This window comes from Micromonospora pisi (assembly GCF_003633685.1).
In the GTDB taxonomy this organism is placed as follows: domain Bacteria; phylum Actinomycetota; class Actinomycetes; order Mycobacteriales; family Micromonosporaceae; genus Micromonospora_G; species Micromonospora_G pisi.
Genome location: NZ_RBKT01000001.1, coordinates 5748295 through 5765911 on the forward strand (window position 1 = coordinate 5748295; position 17617 = coordinate 5765911).

Genomic DNA, 17617 nt, shown 5'->3' on the forward strand with positions numbered 1-17617 from the left:
GCGCCCCCGGTCAGGGTTGGCCGTCCGGCAGTGTCCAGAACAGCAGGCCCGCACCGACCAGCAGCAGGCTGACCAGGCTGGCGACGGCGCGTAGCGTGTTCCAGCCGGTCCAGCGGGAGGCGTACTCCGCCCAGCGTCGCGCCGCCTCCGCCGGATCCGCCGGTACGCCCGCAGCCGCCAGCGCCTCGTTCATCGGCACGTTGACCAGCATCGTCGGCAGGAACGCGCCCAGCAGGTAGGTCGCCGAGGCGAGCAGGAACAGCAGGGCCGCCGTCCGCTGCCCGAGCACCAGCAGAAGTACGCCGGTGAGCGCCGCCGCGATCGGCGTACCGACGAAGGTGAGCAGGAAGACCGGGTTCAGGATCTTCTGGTTCATGCTGGTCATGCCCCGGATCGCGGTCTGCGCGTCGGTGCCGGTCAGGCCCGGCAGCACCGAGTTCGAATAGGCGAGGAAGACGCCGCCCACCGCCCCGGTCAGGGCCACGGTCACCGCCGCCGCGACCGCGACCAGCGTGTTCGTCGTACTCATTCCGGCTCTCCGCTCTCCGTCATGCCACCGAGTCAACCCGGGCACAACGGCAGCGGGAATCCGTCAGGCTCTCGCCCCCATACGTCGGCGTCCACGTCACCGCTCGCCCGGCGCTAGCCTGGCCCGTATGGACGCACTCGCCGGGTTGCTGGACGGGCCGAGGGCACGCGGTGCGTTCCTGATCCGTTCGGTCTTCGACCCACCCTGGGCGGTACGGATCCAGGACGGCGCACCGCTGACCCTGATGTCGATGCAACGCGGTACGGCGTGGGTGCTGCCCGAGCGGGGCGAACCGGTCCGGCTGCGCCCCGGCGACGTGGCCATCCGGCGGGGGCCGGAGCCGTACACCGTCGTCGACGATCCGGCCACCCGGCCGCGTGCGGTGATCCATCCGGGCGAGCGGAGCACCAGCCCGGGCGGCGACGAGCTCTGCGAGGTGATGGACCTCGGCGTACGCACCTGGGGCGAGCGCGCCGACGGTGCGGCGGTGCTGCTCAGCGGCACGTACCAGTTCGAGGGGGAGGTGAGCCGGCGGCTGTTGCGGGCGCTGCCGGACCTGCTGGTGCTGCCCGGCGAGGCGTGGCACAGCCCGCTGGTGGGCCTGCTTGCCGAGGAGATGACCAGGGACGAACCGGGTCAGGAGGTGGTCCTCGACCGGCTGCTCGACCTGCTGCTGATCGCCGTACTCCGGGCCTGGTTCTCCCGTCCGTCGGCGGCGCCGGCGTGGTTCCGGGCGCACGGCGACCCGGTGGTGGGGCGGGCGCTGCGGTTGCTGCACGAGGACCCGGCACGGTCGTGGACGGTGGCGGAGTTGGCCGCCGGGACCGGGGTGTCCCGGGCGGCACTGGCCCGTCGCTTCACCGACCTCGTCGGGGAGCCGCCGATGGCCTATCTGACCGGCTGGCGGCTGGCGCTCGCCGCCGACCTGTTGCGGGAGCCGGACGCGACGATCGGTTCGGTGGCCCGCCGGGTGGGTTACGGCAGCCCGTTCGCGCTCAGCGCGGCGTTCAAGCGGGTTCGCGGACTTTCCCCGGCTGAGTACCGCCTCCAGGGACCGGCAGGGAGCGGATGCTGAACCGGCCGGCGGACGGGTCCGGGACGGTGTCGCCCCGGACCCGGCCCGGCCGCGGCGGGCGGCGGCTCAGAGGCCGATCCTGCCCACGCCCACACCGGCCGAGACGGTGGCCGGCACCGTTGCCGGATCGTCCACGGTGTACGGGTAGTAGGTCCGGGGCTCGACCACCGTGCCGGCGGTCTGCGGCGCACCGGAGTTGACGTAGCGGTTGTTCCGTTCGACCACGCGGCCCGGTCCGCTCTTGTCGTAACCGACGTAGATCGGATGGGCCACGTTCTCGAAGTAGTTGCCCTCCACCATCAGGCCGGCGTTCTCGGTCGACGCTATGCCGTAGAGAGCGTTGTTCCGGTAGTAGTTGTTGAACACGTGCACCGGGTCGGCGAAGCGCACCCGGGGGTGTCGCTGGTCGGTGCCGTCGAAGAAGTTGTGGTGGTACGTGACCCGCAGCTTGCCGATGTCGGCCGGGTAGTTGTCCGAGTGCCCGACCAGGCTCGACTTGCTGTGGTGGTGGAAGTGGTTCCACGACACGGTGACGTAGTCCGACTCGCGTTTGATGTCGAGCAGACCGTCGTACCCGTCGGAGAGGTCGTTGTGGTCGATCCAGACGTGGTGGGCCTTGTTGGTGACGCTGATCGAGTCGTCCTCGGCGCCGGTGAACCTGATGTTGCGGATGATGACGTTGTTGCCCGGCCGGGTGGTGGAGCCGAGTTGGAGGCCGCCGCCGGTGATCTCGGCGGTGCTGCCCACGCCGAGGATGCTCTTGTTGGCGACCACGGTGACCATGTCGGAGATCTGGATCCGGCCGGAGACCCGGATGACGTACGGCCCGGCCCGCCCGACGTAGTCCTCCAGGGCGGCGCCGGTGGTGACGGTGACGGTGGGTCCGCCAGCGCCACCGGTGGTGCCGTTGAAGCCGAGGGCGTTCACCGAGGCGAATCCGATCGGGGTGTCGGCCAGCGCGTTCGTGGCTCCGGCGACGCGGTGCGAGGAGTCGTCGACGGTGGTGTGCGGGCGGGCCTGGGCCGGGCCGCCTGCGCTGATCAGCGTGCTGACCAGGACTGTGACGAGGCCGGCGACCAGGGTGAGCGGGCGGGGGCGGGAAGAGGAGCGGGTGGTGGTGGATGAGTTCATTCCAGCGCTTCTTTCTCGGTCCGGGGCTGCTGTCGGGCGACGGACCGGAGGCCGGGGCGGGTGTCACCCGGACCGGGACGGGTCCGGGCGGCGAAGGAAAGCGCTTTCCTTGCATCTCACCATACGGCGATAAAACGAGGCTCGTCAATGAAGCGGTGGTTGTCTGCCCGACCCGGTCCGCCGTGGCTGGTGAACACCATCGGTTCCCGTGCCGCCGTGACGGCTATCCCGGCGACGGTGAACGGTTGCCCGCGATGGTGACGCGCTCGCCGGAGTGCGCCCGCACCGTCGCGGGAAAACTGGCCCCCGGCAGTCGGGGATGCTGGCCAGGTCGGTGACGATGGTCCGGGAGACCTCGATCAGCCGCTGGTTGGTGGACCGGGCGTGGCGGCGGATGCGGGCGAACGCCTCGTCCACACTGACGCCGTCCCGCTGGGCGATGGCTCCCTTTGCCTGTTCGATGGTGACCCGGCTGTTCAGCGCGCTCTGAAGTTGTGCGCTGAGTTCCTCGCCCCGGGAGATGGCACGTTCGTGCAGGATGGCGATCGACGCCAGGTCGGCCAGTGCCTGCACGATGGGGATGTCGTCGCTTCCGAGTTGGTTCGTGCTCGTGCCGAAGACGTTGAGCGCGCCGATGACCTGTGAACGAAGACGGAGCGGAAAGGCGTGCACCGAGCGGAATCCCGCCGCCGTGGCCGGTGGCACGAAGTTGTCCGGCTCGGCGTCCGGCTCCGGTTGGTCGGCGATCGCCGCGAACGCCCGTACCCATCGGTCCGCCGGGCGATTCATGGCCACGCCTTGATCACATCGCAGCCTGGTTGCCGGGTCGGGCCGGAATGTGCCTGTGAGGACATCGACATGGGCGCACTTTCCGGTTGATCAGAGGCGCCGCCGGAGTGGTGAGCGACATCAGCAGAGCCAGGGGAACGATACATCTCGAGATCCGCGCGGCTGGTCGAATCGCCCGCGCCAACTTCAGCAGGACTTGTTGACCGCGCCCCTGAGCTGGGATAACGTGGTCATATCCATCATTGGATGTTGCCCCAGACCTCGGCAATGAAAAAGTTTCCGAAGGTGGGACCCTGTGACCTACCCGCGACTGGGGTAGGACTGGAACCCGGCGCGCGTCAAGCAGTCGGCGCCGTGTCTACTATTCATCAACGCTAAGCACCCTGTTGTCGTGCCGGGTCAGGTGGCGCCGGATTGCGTGTCCGCCTGTATCGACGAAGGTATTGGTATCGCCAGTATGCCGGCTTAGCGATGTCGCCGTGCCCCCATGATCGCGTTGCGACGACGGTCGACGACGACCGTCCATTTCTGGTTGCCCCGGGGTGTCCGGAAATCAGGCGCGCAACATCGACACTGTGACCAGTTCTGGTCCGATCCTCGTGCGAGTTCGTTCGGCCCTCCAGGGTGATGCCGGGCGGAAGGATGACACCATGGACGACAAGTCAATCTTCGAGAACCACATCAATGAAGGAACATTCACCGCCGACTGGTTGTCGAATCCCGGCAGCTCTTCATCGATGACCGCGGTGGCGGTCGCCGCGGCTGATTCCACGCCCCGCCCCGAGCACCAAAAACCAGTCGCCGCGACGATGAAGTCTGGTTGGCGTCGGTCCGGGACGGTCCTGCTGGCCGCCACGGTGGTGTGTGGAACGGCGATGCTCGTCATGTCGGTCGGCGCGCCGTCGACCATTGACGCCATGCCCGCGCTCATGCGGTCGATCTGGCACGTCGGCCTCGTGTTCATCGGCATCATCGGTCTGGTCGGCATCGTCTGGCGCGGTGACCTGGCGGTGGGTCTCGCGCTGCAGCTCGGCTCGCTGATCCTGCTGGCAACCGCCGCCAGCATGTACGCGGTCGCGCTGTTCGCCGCTCCCGGTACGGCCGCCACGCTCGCGGGGGTGTCCATCGCCGCCATTCCGGTCGTCTCCCTCTGGGGTGCCGGACAGATCGTGGGGAAGCTGGACGGGCTGCGGCAGGTCGACCGGCATGTTAGTTCAGATCGCGATTGACGACGGCTGGCGATAGCTGGCAAACCATTTCGGCCGGCGCCCGGTGAAGCTCGTTCATGTTGCGGTCGCGGCGTGGATCGGGGTAATTCCGTGCCCAATTTTGAGACCTGTGAAGTGCGTTTGTCAAAAAGCGGTCACCTGGTGGCGGATGCTCTTGACTCGGATTTAACGTACAGATATGAGTCAGCCGCCGTAATGGATGTGCGGAGGCGAAAGGAAAACATCATGTGGGGAAGACGTATTGCCATTGTGGCCGTGGCCGCCACCGTGACCGCGCTCTGTGGTGCGGCTCCCGCCCTGGCGGCCGGGGCGGGACAGACTTTGTACGGCGACCTGAACGGGGACCGGCGTACGGACCTTGCCCGGCTCACCTCGGCACCACCGGACAGGTGTGCGGTCCTGGTGCAACTGGGAAAGGCGGGTGGTGGTTACCAGAGCCCGAAGTTGTACGCCTATCCCAACCCCGCCGGAGCCGGGGCGGTCCTCCAGTGCCCGGACATCGGGACGCTGGTCGACCTCGGCCGGAATGGCTCCATGGAGATCGTCGTCGGATGGTTCGCCGGGCGCCCGATCGGGGTGGAACACGATCTGCTGATCCTGCGGGACTTCCGCCCCTCGGGCGGGATCGACGGGCTGTATCAGCCCAGTCACATCGACGTGGCCGACTTCAACGGGGACGGGCGCAAGGATGTGTACGAGTGGACCGACCAGGGTGAGGGGATCACCACCCTCCTGAACACCCCGGACGGGGGTCTGGCCCCGGGAGAACTGCGGTTCTGCGCCACCCCGGTCCAGGCGCCGTTACTGGCCGACTTCACCGGGGACCGGGCCACCGAGGTGGTGATGTCCTACTACGAGCGCTGCGGTGCCCCCCAGTCCGGCGTGGCCGTGCTCTTCCCCGACGGCGACGCGGACTACCTGGTGGAGGACCCGACCGGCGAGCTGGTCTGGAGCAGCGCAATCGTGGACGCCGACCTGGACGGCAGACCGGACGTCCGCACCGTGAACGAGGTGACCGGTGAGGTGTCGCACTATCTGGTCCGTCCGCCGGCCAGGTTCCTTGTGGCGCCCACCCCGGCACCGGATGTCGCCGTGGTCACCGCACCCGTACCGATGCCCATCCCGGTGCTGGCAAACGACGCGGTGACGGTCGCCGCGCGGGTGGAGATCGACACGCCGCCACGGTACGGCCGGGTCGAGATCACGCCCCAGAAGACCCTGGTCTACATCCCCCCGGCGACACCTCCGGCGACCCAGGACACCTTCAGCTACCGGGTGATCGACGACGGCAAGGTCGCCGTCGCCCCGGTTGTCGTCGAACTCCGGCTCACGCCCGCCCGGTCGACCGGCGCACCCGCGGTCGTACCCAACAGCACCGAAACCGCTCGATCGCCGGGCGTCTGACCACCGTCGCCCTGGGTGACGGCGGTATTCCGATCGCCGAGCAAGTTGACCAGAGATCTGGATTGGAGGAGCTATGTGGAGAAGACGTATCGCCCTGGTGGCCGCGGTGACGACGATGGCGGCGGTGGGTGGCGTTCCTGGTGTCGCTCGGGCCGCCGGACCGGGTGCCTACATCACCGGAGACCTGACCGGTGACGGTGTGGCCGACCGGGTCGCCCTGGTCGACGTCGGCCCGGACGAATGCGGCGTGGTGCTGGAGTCGGGCCGGTTGGGCGGCGGGTTCGACCCGCCGACCGCCTACTTCTACACCGACCCCCCGGGCGCGGGTACGCCCGACGACTGCCCCGATGTCGGCACCGTCCTCGATCTTGCCGGGGACGGCTCGGTCGACCTGCTGGTGGGGTGGTCCCGTGGCCGGCCCGCCGGAAGTGACGTCGATCTGCTGGTACTGGAGAACTTCAGTCCGGCGGACGGCTTTGTCGCCCTACCCCGGCCCGAGTACATAGGGTCGGCGAATTTTAACGGTGACCTGAACCGGGACATCTACGAGTGGTCCAACGCCGACCGGATGTTCGCCACCTACCTGAACGACCCGGTCGGACACCTCACCGCGGGCCCGATGCGGTTCTGCGGCAGCGGCCTGGCCGTCAAGCTGGCCGACGTCAACCGCAACGGCGCGTCGGACGCGGTGATCACCTATGAGCAGGGCTGCGACGACGCCTCGTCCGGCGTGGTGGTGCTGCTCAGTAGTGGCACGGTGGTGCACCTCGAACGCAGCGCCACCGGCACGACCCGGTGGACGGCCAGTGTGGGGGACGACAACGGGGACGGCTCTCCCGACGTGACCACCCGCAACATCGCGACCGGGGCGGTGGCGCACCACATCGGCGACGGTCGTGGTGCGTTCGGCAAGGCGCCGATCGCCAACGACGACACCGCCTCGACCACCGGCACCAAGAAGGTGGACATCCAAGTGCTCGCCAACGACATCGCGCCCAGCAGCGCGACGGTCACCATCGCGACTCCGCCGAGCCATGGCACGGTGCAGGTCACCAGCCGGCGCACGGTGGTCTACACACCGGACCCCGGGCACGGCTCGACCGACAAGTTCACCTACCGGTTGACCATCGACGGGCGCACCGACACCGCCGCCGTCTCCATCCGGTTCTGACCAGGGGCGGTCGCGTGACCACCCGTCCCACCTTTCGACCTCCACCGATCCGAACAGTTACGAGGGAAACGGGACGCAGGGCTGTTCGTGGCGCGGACCGTGGACCCGTCCGGGCCCACGGTCCGCATCCTCCCCAGGTCGAAGTTCCGGGAGTCGTGCGGGAGCGTGCGGTGTGGCGTTCGCTGGACGCTCTGACCAGTGGTAACGCTACGAATCCGGGCGGACGCTTTCAAGCCCGCGCGAGAGCCGTCCAAAATGTCCGTTCGGGGGACTTGACGAGCAAATGCGTACCTGGGGGCCATCAGGTTTCTGTCGGCGCCGGCGCGGGTGCCAGGCGTAGCGCGTACAGCAGTCGCGCGGTCGGGTGGAGCGCGACCGCCACCGTGGCCACGGCCAGCACTCCGCCGAGCGTCAGCCCGGCCAGCACATCATGTGGGTAGTGGACGCCGGCCACCACCCGCAGCAACGCCGTCGCCCCGGCCAGCGGCAGGGTGAACAGCGCCAGTCGAGGCACGACCACGGCCAACCCGACCGCGAGCGCCCCGGCGATGGTCGCGTGATTGCTGGGGAAGGACCAGTCCCCGACGTCGGGACAGCGGGTGATCGACTCCACCCCGGTCATCGCCCGGCAGGGCCGTTCCTGGTCCACCACCAGCTTCAGCCCTTCGCTCAGCGCGTACGCGCCGGCCGTGGCGACGAGGGTCAGCACCGCGCCGGCCAGCAGGCGGCGGTCGCGTACGTGCCCGATCCAGGCAAGTCCGACGAGCAGCCCGAGCAGGATCAGCAGGGCGGCGTCGGTGCTGACCTCGACCACCCGGTGCCACCAGCCGGGGGTGCCGGCCATCGCGTCGACCATGAATCGGTAGCCGGTCGCGGAGGTGCCCCTCGTGATCTCGATCGGCCCGGGGTGACCCAACCCGCCGGGCGAGAGCCAGCCGATCAGCCCGGCCCCCGCCACGGTCAGCGTCACCGCCACCGCGAGTCGGAGTGCACCGCTGCCGGCACGACGGGCGGGTGTGCCGCCCGCCGTGCCGTTCGAGTGCGCTGACCGTGCCGTCGACCGTGCCCGCTCCGTCATGGTGAACACTGTATGAACGGAGAGTGGCCAAAGTCTTCCGCTGATGGTCGGTGTCGCGATCTGACGAAGGTCAGTGGTGCCGGTACGCCTCAGCCGGCCAGGCCGAGAGTCTCGGCGGCGGCCCACCCGTTGGCGTGGCTGGCGCCGTACGTGGTGACGAAGGCGCGTACGCCCACCGGCCGCCAGGTCGACGGCCAGCCCATCTCGACCACGGTCACCGGGTGCCGGGCGGCGAGCGTCTCGACCAGTTCGGCCGCGCCGGCCAGCCGGTGCACGTGTCGACCGACCAGCACGATCGGCCGCCCACCGGCCAGTTCGACCAGAGCGGCAGGTTCGGTCTCGGCGGCCACCACCGGCAGGCTCTCGGTGCCGTCCAGGTGCGGCCCGAGCCCCCACGGCACACGCCCCTCGGCGATCGTGGAGGCGGAGACGAGTTGCAGCACGAGCGGACTCTCCAGACCGGAGAGGACGCCCTCGACCCGTACCGCGCGTTTCGCCGCGGCGTACCCCAGGTTGGACGCGGTGATCTCGGCGGTCGTGCCGGCCCGGGTCCAGGCGGCGAGCGCGTCGGCGCGTCCGGCCGCCTCCTCGACCCGTGCGACCGCGAGCCGGCCGTCGCCGATCGCGGCGACGATCGCCTCGGCCACCTCCTCGACCAGGGCGGCGTCCACGTCGGCGCCGATGCAGAGCAGGTCCGCCCCGGCGTCCAGGGCGCGGACGGCGGCCGGCCCGATCCCGCCGGCGGCCTGCGCGGCGCCCTTCATCTCCAGGGCGTCGGTGATGACCACGCCGGCGAAGCCGTACTCCCGGCGGAGCAGGTCGACCAGGACGGCCCGGCTGAACGTGGCCGGCCCCTCACCGGTCAACGCCGGCACCCGGATGTGCGCGGTCATGATCGCCTTGGCGTCGGCCGCGACCACCGCGGCGAACGGCGGCAGGTCGCGGACCCGGAGCAGGTCCAGGGGTACGTCGACGGTGGGCAGCCCGTAGTGCGAGTCGGAGATGGTGGCACCGTGGCCGGGGAAGTGCTTGGCGCAGGCGGCCACGCCGGCCGACTGGAGGCCGGCGACGGCAGCGGCGGAGTGCGCGGCGACCCGGACCGGGTCGGCGCCGAACGAGCGGGTGCCGATGATCGGGTTGTCGTCGGCGCTGTTCACGTCGACGGTGGGGGCCAGGTTGACGTTGATCCCGAGCGCGGCCAGTTCGGCGCCGATCGCCTGGTAGACCCGACGGGTCAGGCCGACGTCGTTGACCGCGCCGAGGGCGGCGTTGCCCGGGTACGGGCTGCCGGTGGCGTGGGCCAGGCGAGTGACGTCGCCGCCCTCCTCGTCGATCGCGATCAGGACGTCAGGGCGGATCGCTCGCAGCGCGGCGGTGCTCGCCGCGACCTGGGCGGGATCGGTCACGTTGCGCCCGAACAGGGTGTGACCGGCGAGCCCGTCGGCGATCAAGCGCAGTGCCCAGTCCGGTGGCGCGCTGCCCGGGAAGGCGGCGAGCAACGTACGCAGTGCCAACCGGCGGAGTCCAGGATCAGTCCCCACGTTGTCTCCTCTTCGCGGCCCCCCTGGTCCGAGTGTCGCACCAGACAGGGCCATCTCGTGACCAGGCGGTGCCCTGTCGGCTTACCGACGGGGTACCGACGGGCCGTTACGCTACGGCTACTCGGTAAAGGCTAGACCATCTAATAACAAACTTTACTAATAATTAGGGGACCTGATGGCCACCACCCGACTACCCGGTACGCCCCGGCTGCTGCGCGCGCTCAACGACCGCGCGGCGCTCGAACTGCTGCTCGCGCAGGGGCCGCTGACCCGGGCGCAGCTCGGGGAGTTGACCGGGCTCTCCAAGGTGACCGCCTCACAACTGGTGGAACGGCTGGAGGAACGCGGGCTGGTCGTCCGGGTCGGCGAGCAGGCCGGCGGTCGTGGACCGAACGCCCAGCTCTACGCGGTGGAACCGGGCAGCGCGCACGTGGTCGGAGTGGACGTGGGCCCGGACCGGGTGGTCGCCGCCTGCGCCGACATCACCGGCAAGGTCATCGGTCGGGTCGAACAGTCCACCCGGGACACCGACGACCCGGTCGGCCTCGTGCACAACGCGGTGGTCCGTACGGTCAGCAGCGCCGGAGCGTCGCTGGAGAGCGTACGACGGGTGGTGCTCGGCACCCCCGGTCTGGTCGACCCGGCCACCGGCGACATCACCTTCGCGTTCAACCTGCCGCGCTGGCACCGGGGACTACTCGCCGCCCTCCGGGAGGACCTGCACACCCCGGTCGTCTTCGAGAACGACGTCAACCTCGCCGCGCTCGCCGAGGCGCAGTCCGGTGCGGCCCGAGGTGTGGACGACTTCGTCCTGGTCTGGGTCGGCGTCGGCGTCGGCCTGGCGATCGTGCTGGGCGGCCGGCTGCACCACGGCAGCACCGGCGCGGCGGGCGAGATCGGCTACCTGCCGGTCCCCGGCGCGACCATCCCACGTGACGTCTCGCGCCGGGCCAAGCCCGCGTTCCAGCAGCTCGCCGCCGCCGACGCGGTCCGGGTGATCGCCCGCGAGCACGGCTTCCGGGCGCCGACAGCCGGCGACGCGGTACGGGCGGCGATCGCCGCCGGCACCGAGGGTGGACCGGTCCTGGACGAGCTGGCCCGCCGGCTGGCGCTCGGGGTGGCCAGCACCTGCGTCGTACTCGACCCGCCGTTGGTGGTGCTGGCCGGCGAGGTCGGTCAGGCCGGCGGGAGCGCGCTCGCCGAACGGGTCCAGCACGAGGTAGCCGCGATCACCCTGGTCACGCCCCGCGTGGTGGTGACCGAACTGACCGAGGAACCGGTGCTGCGCGGCGCACTGCGTACCGCCCTCGACGCGGTCCGGGACGAGGTGTTCGGCTCCACCGTCGGCTGACGGGTAAGGAAGGGCCCCTTGTTAACGCTATGCGCTCGGGTTCTGGGGATCGTTGCAACGCCTGAGTGTTTCAGGGGTTGCAGTGTTCGAGAGCCGTTCGGATCGTCGGTCGCAGGGTCGTAAGCAACTCCGTGCCGAACGTCAGGCATATTTGGATCTTGTGGCGCGGGGTGTGGGTACGAGTGAGGCGTGTCGCCTGGTGGGGATCAACCGGAGGACCGGTCACCGCTGGCGGTATGGCAGGGAAAGCCAGACGAAGGCCGGGTGGCAGGGCGATCGAGGCTCTGCCGTCCGGCCTTCGTCTGGGTCGGCCCGCTACTTGTCGCAGGACGAGAGGATCGTGATCGCGGACCGGCTTCGTGAGGGTGCGTCGCAGGCGGCGATCGCGGTGGAGTTGGGCCGTCCGGCGTGCACGATCAGCCGGGAGATACGCCGTAATCGTCATCCGGGTAGTGGTGTTTACCGGCCCTACGCCGCGCAGGAGCGTGCTGACAGTCGGCGTCCACGTCCGAAGCCCGGCAAGATCGCCGCCCACCCCGAGCTACGCGACCTGGTGCAGGGAATGCTGGATCTCAGACACAGTCCCGAGCAGATCAGCTGTCGGCTCCGCAGGGACTTCCCCGAGCGAAGCGAGTTGCACGTGTCTCACGAGACGATTTACCAGGCGCTCTACGTCCAGGGCCGTGGCGAGTTACGCCGTGAACTCACCGCGGCCCTGCGGACCGGACGCGCCGTGCGTCGACCCCGCCGGCAGCCAGGGCAACGTCAGACCCGTTTCGTCGCACCGATGCTCATGATCAGTGACCGGCCGGCCGAGGTCGAGGACCGGGCCGTGCCCGGACACTGGGAAGGCGACCTGATCATCGGCAAGGACAGTACCTCCGCGATCGGCACCCTCGTCGAACGCGCCACCCGCTACGTCCTGCTCGTGCACCTGGGCCACGACCGGACCGCCGACCACGTCCGCGACGGCCTACTCGCCACGATGAACACCCTGCCCACCCACCTGAAACGCTCCCTGACCTGGGACCAGGGCGGCGAGATGGCACTACACCACGAGTTCACCATGGCCACCGACATGCCGGTCTACTTCTGTGACCCGCACTCACCCTGGCAACGCGGCTCGAACGAGAACACCAACGGACTACTCCGCCAGTACTTCCCCAAAGGCACCGACCTGTCCACCCACAGCCCGGAACACCTCGCCGCCGTCGCCGCCGAACTCAACGGCCGACCACGCAAAACGCTCGGCTGGGACACCCCAGCCGAGCGTCTCGCTAAGCTCCTAGCCGTCACCGGCTAGCCATCGTGTTGCAACGACCCCTGGAATCCGCCGCGTTAACAAGGGGCCCTTCCTTACCCGCGTAGCGGCGGGTGGTCAGACGAGGTCGCGTTTGCGGAAGGAGGCGAACGAGCCGGCGACGAAGGCGGCCACGACGAGCGAGAGCACCAGCAGACCGATCGGCCAGTTGACCGCGTACAACACCGGTGGGCAGTACATCTCCTGGCAGTTCGCCGCGGTGGCGCTGAGCTGGACCTGGCCGAGCAGCCAGGCGCCGATGTAGGTGGAGAGCATCCACATGTCCGGGCGCGGCGCGTCGATGATCTCCATCACGATCCGCCCGCCGCCCTCCCAGAGCACCGCGTACGCGGCGAGCACGCCGAGCGCGGCGGCGGTGTGCCGACCCAGTACGGCGATCGTGAAGCCGATCGCGGTCACCATCAGGGTCAGCACCCAGCCCCGGATGAGGGTCGGCAGGAGGTAGCTCCAGAAGTCCACGTCCAACGTGCCGGTGATCCCGCGTACCTCGGCGACCAGCCAGAACGCGCTGACGAAGAGCAGTGACGCCACGACCGACACCCCGAATACGGCACCGAGCAGTGTGCCCAGTTTGGTGCCGAGCACGGTGAGCCGCTGGGGTCGCCAGAGCAGCAGGTTGGTCATGCCGCCGGAGGTCAGGTCGGCGCCGATGTAGGAGGCACCGACCAGGAAACCGAAGAGCGCCAGGAATGTGATCAGGAAGTAGACCAGTCCCCGGATCTGTCGCTCGAAGACGAAGACCCCGTTCAGGAAGTCCTCGATCTGGGGCCGGTCGAGCGGGATCGTGTCGCAGTCGCGCGGATACCTGGCCCGTTCGTCCTCGGACGCGCCCGGACGGTTGGCCAGCCGGCACGCCGCCAGCCGGCGTTCGTCCTCGTCAAGTTCACGCTGCACCTGGGTCTGCGCGTGGGAGAGTTCCGCCGCGTCGGGCTTGTGCGAGCCGGAGACGGTGGTGGCGACGGTCACCGTGAACGCGGCGATCAGCAGCGCCAGCATGAGTTGGACGAAGCGGCGCGACGCCAGTCGTTCCAGCTCGGCCTGGACCAGGTTCACGCCTTCGTCTCCTCATCGGTGGTGGCCGCCGGTCCGGTTCCGGCGAGGGCGGCCGCCCTCGCGTCGGCGGGTGCCGGGTGGACGGTCGCCAGGCCGAGTTCGATTTCCGCTTCCGGCCCGTCGTGGTCCAGGTCGGCCCGCCGGGGGCGTACGGAGTCGTCGAGCTGGTGTGGGATGCCGGGTCGTGGGACGGTGCCGGTCAGTTCGAGGAAGACGCTCTCCAGGTCCGGGGTGAGTGGGGTCAGCTCGCGTACCCAGAGGTCCTGTTCGCCGAGGGCCCGGGTGAGCGCGGCGGGATCGGTCACACCGCCGACCACCAGGTGTTCGGGGTGGATCACCAGGGGGTGGCCGGCCGCCTCGATCACCTCGGCGGCGCGGGCCTGGTCGTCGACCCGTACCCGGTATTCGCCCTGGTCGAAGCCGGCGAGCACTTCTGTCACCGGTCCGGCGGTGACCCGGCGTCCCCGGGAGATGATCGTGACGTGGTCGCAGATCAGTTCGATCTCGGCGAGGATGTGGCTGGAGAGGAGCACGGTGACCCCGGCCCGGGTGAGGTCACGCATCAGGTCGCGCATCTCGCGGATGCCGGCCGGGTCCAGGCCGTTTGCCGGCTCGTCGAGGATCAGCAGTTCGGGGTTCTTGAGCAGGGCCGACGCGACGGCGAGGCGCTGTTTCATGCCGAGCGAGTAGCCCCTGACCCGGTCGTTGCCCCGGTCCCGCAGACCGACCCGTTCCAGGACCTCGTCCACTCGGGTCGGTGGTACGTCGCCGGCGGTGGCGAGCAGGCGGAGGGTACGCCGGCCGGTGAAGTTGCCGAAGAACTGTGGGCTCTCGACGATCGCACCGAACCGGGGCGCCACCACGGGCAGCCGCTCGGGCGACGGTTCGCCGAACACCCTCATCTGCCCGGCGTCGGCGCGTACCAGGCCGAGGAGCGTACGCAGGGTGGTGGTCTTGCCGGACCCGTTCGACCCGAGGAAGCCGTGCACCTGACCGGTCTCGACCAGCATGTCGAAGCCGTCCAGCGCGACCCATGGCTGGTCGCGCCGGTGCCGGAAGGTCTTGCGTAATCCCTGAATCTCGATGACCGCGCTCACGCGCCCGCCTCGCCGCGTCGCTTCATGTGGGTCTCCGGGTCCTCAGCGTGATCAATGACACGGCGCCTCACCTTACGGGCAGGGAGGCGTCCGTGGGAGCCCGCCACACCTGCGTGGTTGGATGGTCGGGTGCCTACTGAGCTGGTCCACAACGTCGCCGGTGCGGCTGCCGCCGGTCCGTCCCAGAACCCGGCCGATGACGACCTGGTGATCGACCTCGCCGGGGTGAATGTGGTGCGTACCGGCACCCATCTGCTGCGCGACCTGAGCTGGCGGGTGGAGCTGGACGAGCGCTGGGTGGTGCTCGGCCCGAACGGCGCGGGCAAGACGACGCTGCTGAACCTGGCCGGTGGGCGGGCGCATCCGACCAGTGGGACGGTACGGGTGCTCGGTGAGCGGATCGGCCGGACCGACATGGCGGAGCTGCGGACCCGGATCGGCCTGACCACGGCCGGTCTCGCCGAGCGCATCCCTGCCGACGAACCGGTACGCGACGTGGTGCTGACTGCGGCCTGGTCGGTGGTGGGCCGGTGGCGGGAGAGCTACGACGCGATGGACGAGGTACGGGCGCGTGCCCTGCTGGAGCAGTTCGGGGTGGCGGGTCTGGCCGACCGGCGTTACGGCACCCTCTCCGAGGGGGAGCGTAAGCGGGTGCAGATCGCCCGTGCACTGATGACCGATCCGGAGTTGCTGCTGCTGGACGAGCCGGCGGCCGGTCTGGACCTGGGCGGGCGCGAGGACCTGGTGACCCGGCTGGCGAACTTGGCCCGTGACCCGGACGCACCGGCGCTGGTGCTGATCACCCATCACGTCGAGGAGATCCCGCCGGGCTTCACCCACGCGCTGTTGCTGCGTGAGGGTGGGGTCGTCGCGCAGGGCCTGCTCGGTGACACGATCACCGGCGAGAACCTGACCCGTACGTTCGGGGTGGCGCTCACCGTCGAGCGGGTTGGCGAACGGTTCGCCGCGCGCGCCGCCTGATCTCTCCTCTCGGCCCTCGACCGAGCCGGTCAGCAATCCAGTCAGCAATCCGGACAAGTGTCGATTTGTTGACTCAACTGTTAACTGAATTTACTGTTCCTTCATCGACGTGTGTCGTCATATCGACCGAACCGTCAGGGGAGCAGGATGAACAGACTTCGTCGGCTGGCGACGCTGGTGTCCGCCACCGCGCTGGCCGCAGCGTCCGCCGTGCTGGTGGCGCCGAGCGCGTACGCGGCGACCGCCAGCTTCGCCAAGACCCAGGACTGGGGCAGCGGGTACGAGGCCCTCTTCACCGTCCGCAACGACACGAGCAGCACGATCACCAGTTGGCGGGTCGAGTTCGATCTGCCCGGCGGCTCCACCATCGGCAGTTCCTGGGACGCGGTCCGGACCAGCTCCGGTAACCGCCACAGCTTCGCCAACCAGTCCTGGAACGGCACCCTCGGCGCGGGGGCGAGCACCACCTTCGGCTTCACCGTCTCCGGCACCGGCACCCCGACCAACTGCACCGTCAACGGCGGGTCCTGCACCGGCGGCGGGGGCGGCGGCGACACCCAGGCACCCACCACGCCGGGCAACCTGCGCAGTACCTCGGTCACCGCGAACAGCGTCTCGCTGGCCTGGAACGCGTCGACCGACAACGTCGGCGTCACCGGCTACAACATCTACCGGGGTGGGACGCTCGCGACCACGGTCACCGGCACCAGCGGCACCGTCGGCGGGTTGACCGCCGCCACCGCGTACACCTTCACGGTCCGGGCGCGGGACGCGGCCGGCAACCTTTCGGCGGTCAGCAACCAGGTCAGCGCGACCACCGCCCCCGGTGGTGGTGGCGGCAGCACCCCGGCGGCGATCAACGGCCAGCTCCGGGTCTGCGGCACCAAGCTCTGCAACCGGTACGACCAGCCGATCCAGTTGCGTGGCATGAGCACGCACGGCATCCAGTGGTACGCCCAGTGCGTCAACAACAACTCGCTCGACGCGCTCGCCACCGACTGGCGGGCCGACGTGCTGCGGATTTCGATGTACATCCAGGAGGGTGGGTACGAGACCGACCCGCGCGGCTTCACCGACCGGGTGCACGACTACATCGAGCGCGCCACCGCCCGGGGCATGTACGCCATCGTGGACTGGCACATGCTCACCCCCGGTGACCCGAACGACAACCTGAGCCGGGCCCGCACCTTCTTCACCGAGATCGCCAGCCGGCACAAGGACAAGACCAACATCCTGTACGAGGTGGCGAACGAGCCGAACGGCGTCGGCTGGTCCAGCATCAAGTCGTACGCGGAGCAGATCATCCCGGTGATCCGTGCACAGGACCCGGACGGTGTGGTGCTGGTCGGCACTCGCGCCTGGTCCTCGCTCGGCCTCTCCGACGGTGCCAGCGAGACCGAGGTGATCAATAACCCGGTCAACGCCACCAACATCATGTACACCTTCCACTTCTATGCCGCCTCGCACGGCTCGTCGTACCTGAACGCGTTGTCGCGGGCCGCCGACCGGATCCCGATGTTCGTCACCGAGTTCGGCACCCAGACCGCCTCCGGTGACGGGGCCAACAACTTCACCCAGGCGCAGGCGTACCTCGACCTGATGGCGACGAAGAAGATCAGTTGGGTGAACTGGAACTTCTCCGACGACTTCCGCTCCGGAGCCGTCTTCAACACCGGCACCTGCAACGGCACCTCGTACGCCGGCACCGGGGTCCTCAAGCCCGCCGGTGTCTGGGTACGCGACCGCATCCGTACCGCCGACGACTTCCCCACCGGCTGAGCGGCTGGTGACTCGCCTCCGCGCGATCCTGGTCGATCACGGGATCGCGCGGGGCGGGGCGGGTCGGAGGGCGGCGTACTGGGCCGGG

15 protein-coding genes are annotated in these 17617 nt (G+C 69.4%); 8 read left to right on the forward strand and 7 right to left on the reverse strand.

Translation table 11 applies throughout. The features are described 5' to 3' along the window. Positions 1-10: 10 nt before the first annotated feature. Positions 11-529, reverse strand: coding sequence for an anthrone oxygenase family protein (locus tag BDK92_RS24575; protein WP_121158829.1), 519 nt, complete (start codon positions 527-529; stop codon positions 11-13). Positions 530-656: 127 nt separating this feature from the next. Between BDK92_RS24575 and BDK92_RS24580 the strand changes: the two genes are divergently transcribed. Then, a complete protein-coding gene (locus tag BDK92_RS24580; RefSeq protein ID WP_121158830.1) occupies positions 657-1604 on the forward strand; it encodes an AraC family transcriptional regulator in 948 nt (315 codons plus the stop codon). A 66-nt stretch (positions 1605-1670) separates the two neighbouring features. Here the strand turns inward: BDK92_RS24580 and BDK92_RS24585 are convergent, their stop codons facing one another. Together BDK92_RS24585 and BDK92_RS24590 are read right to left on the reverse strand one after the other, a co-directional pair. Next, positions 1671-2735, reverse strand: a complete 1065-nt coding sequence (locus BDK92_RS24585; RefSeq protein WP_121158831.1) for a pectate lyase family protein — start codon at positions 2733-2735, stop codon at positions 1671-1673. Positions 2736-2879: 144 nt separating this feature from the next. After that, positions 2880-3524: a GAF and ANTAR domain-containing protein gene (locus BDK92_RS24590; RefSeq protein ID WP_121162541.1), complete on the reverse strand. Its 645-nt coding sequence runs from the start codon at positions 3522-3524 to the stop codon at positions 2880-2882. 650 nt (positions 3525-4174) lie between these two features. On the opposite strand from BDK92_RS24590, the gene BDK92_RS24595 reads away from it, so the two are divergent. From BDK92_RS24595 to BDK92_RS24605, 3 genes are all read left to right on the forward strand, one after another. Then, on the forward strand, positions 4175-4753 hold the full coding sequence (locus BDK92_RS24595) for a hypothetical protein (protein WP_121158832.1): 579 nt from the start codon (positions 4175-4177) through the stop codon (positions 4751-4753). A gap of 225 nt (positions 4754-4978) precedes the next feature. Further along, positions 4979-6157, forward strand: coding sequence for an Ig-like domain-containing protein (locus BDK92_RS24600; RefSeq protein ID WP_147457108.1), 1179 nt, complete (start codon positions 4979-4981; stop codon positions 6155-6157). A gap of 73 nt (positions 6158-6230) precedes the next feature. Further along, on the forward strand, positions 6231-7328 hold the full coding sequence (locus BDK92_RS24605) for an Ig-like domain-containing protein (protein ID WP_147457109.1): 1098 nt from the start codon (positions 6231-6233) through the stop codon (positions 7326-7328). Between the two features lie 301 nt (positions 7329-7629). Here BDK92_RS24605 and BDK92_RS24610 read toward each other — a convergent pair whose 3' ends face one another. Together BDK92_RS24610 and BDK92_RS24615 are read right to left on the reverse strand one after the other, a co-directional pair. After that, positions 7630-8406: a phosphatase PAP2 family protein gene (locus BDK92_RS24610; RefSeq protein WP_121162542.1), complete on the reverse strand. Its 777-nt coding sequence runs from the start codon at positions 8404-8406 to the stop codon at positions 7630-7632. An 89-nt stretch (positions 8407-8495) separates the two neighbouring features. Then, a complete protein-coding gene (locus BDK92_RS24615) occupies positions 8496-9947 on the reverse strand; it encodes a glycoside hydrolase family 3 N-terminal domain-containing protein (protein ID WP_121158835.1) in 1452 nt (483 codons plus the stop codon). Between the two features lie 175 nt (positions 9948-10122). Between BDK92_RS24615 and BDK92_RS24620 the strand changes: the two genes are divergently transcribed. Together BDK92_RS24620 and BDK92_RS24625 are read left to right on the forward strand one after the other, a co-directional pair. Continuing rightward, positions 10123-11298 carry an ROK family transcriptional regulator gene (locus tag BDK92_RS24620; protein WP_121158836.1) on the forward strand — a complete coding sequence of 392 codons (1176 nt, stop codon included), beginning with the start codon at positions 10123-10125 and terminating at the stop codon, positions 11296-11298. Between the two features lie 151 nt (positions 11299-11449). Next, on the forward strand, positions 11450-12601 hold the full coding sequence (locus BDK92_RS24625) for an IS30 family transposase (protein ID WP_425462316.1): 1152 nt from the start codon (positions 11450-11452) through the stop codon (positions 12599-12601). Between the two features lie 75 nt (positions 12602-12676). Here the strand turns inward: BDK92_RS24625 and BDK92_RS24630 are convergent, their stop codons facing one another. Both BDK92_RS24630 and BDK92_RS24635 read right to left on the reverse strand, forming a co-directional pair. Further along, positions 12677-13672 carry an ABC transporter permease gene (locus BDK92_RS24630; protein WP_121158838.1) on the reverse strand — a complete coding sequence of 332 codons (996 nt, stop codon included), beginning with the start codon at positions 13670-13672 and terminating at the stop codon, positions 12677-12679. Beyond that, a complete protein-coding gene (locus BDK92_RS24635; protein WP_121158839.1) occupies positions 13669-14769 on the reverse strand; it encodes an ATP-binding cassette domain-containing protein in 1101 nt (366 codons plus the stop codon). Before BDK92_RS24635 ends, BDK92_RS24630 begins: the two co-directional genes overlap by 4 nt. 54 nt (positions 14770-14823) lie before the next feature. Here BDK92_RS24635 and BDK92_RS24640 point away from each other — a divergent pair, with 54 nt between their 5' ends. Continuing rightward, positions 14824-15750, forward strand: a complete 927-nt coding sequence (locus BDK92_RS24640; RefSeq protein ID WP_121158840.1) for an ABC transporter ATP-binding protein — start codon at positions 14824-14826, stop codon at positions 15748-15750. 147 nt (positions 15751-15897) lie between these two features. Beyond that, positions 15898-17529, forward strand: a complete 1632-nt coding sequence (locus BDK92_RS24645) for a cellulase family glycosylhydrolase (RefSeq protein WP_121158841.1) — start codon at positions 15898-15900, stop codon at positions 17527-17529. Positions 17530-17617 lie beyond the last annotated feature (88 nt).

Excerpts from the sequence above, each read along its gene's own strand:
- BDK92_RS24575 (WP_121158829.1), bottom strand. The coding sequence starts at position 529 with ATGAGTACGACGAACACGCTGGTCGCGGTCGCGGCGGCGGTGACCGTG.
- BDK92_RS24580 (WP_121158830.1), top strand. The coding sequence starts at position 657 with ATGGACGCACTCGCCGGGTTGCTGGACGGGCCGAGGGCACGCGGTGCG.
- BDK92_RS24585 (WP_121158831.1), bottom strand. The coding sequence starts at position 2,735 with ATGAACTCATCCACCACCACCCGCTCCTCTTCCCGCCCCCGCCCGCTC.
- BDK92_RS24590 (WP_121162541.1), bottom strand. The coding sequence starts at position 3,524 with ATGAATCGCCCGGCGGACCGATGGGTACGGGCGTTCGCGGCGATCGCC.
- BDK92_RS24595 (WP_121158832.1), top strand. The coding sequence starts at position 4,175 with ATGGACGACAAGTCAATCTTCGAGAACCACATCAATGAAGGAACATTC.
- BDK92_RS24600 (WP_147457108.1), top strand. The coding sequence starts at position 4,979 with ATGTGGGGAAGACGTATTGCCATTGTGGCCGTGGCCGCCACCGTGACC.
- BDK92_RS24605 (WP_147457109.1), top strand. The coding sequence starts at position 6,231 with ATGTGGAGAAGACGTATCGCCCTGGTGGCCGCGGTGACGACGATGGCG.
- BDK92_RS24610 (WP_121162542.1), bottom strand. The coding sequence starts at position 8,406 with ATGACGGAGCGGGCACGGTCGACGGCACGGTCAGCGCACTCGAACGGC.
- BDK92_RS24620 (WP_121158836.1), top strand. The coding sequence starts at position 10,123 with ATGGCCACCACCCGACTACCCGGTACGCCCCGGCTGCTGCGCGCGCTC.
- BDK92_RS24640 (WP_121158840.1), top strand. The coding sequence starts at position 14,824 with ATGACACGGCGCCTCACCTTACGGGCAGGGAGGCGTCCGTGGGAGCCC.
- BDK92_RS24645 (WP_121158841.1), top strand. The coding sequence starts at position 15,898 with ATGAACAGACTTCGTCGGCTGGCGACGCTGGTGTCCGCCACCGCGCTG.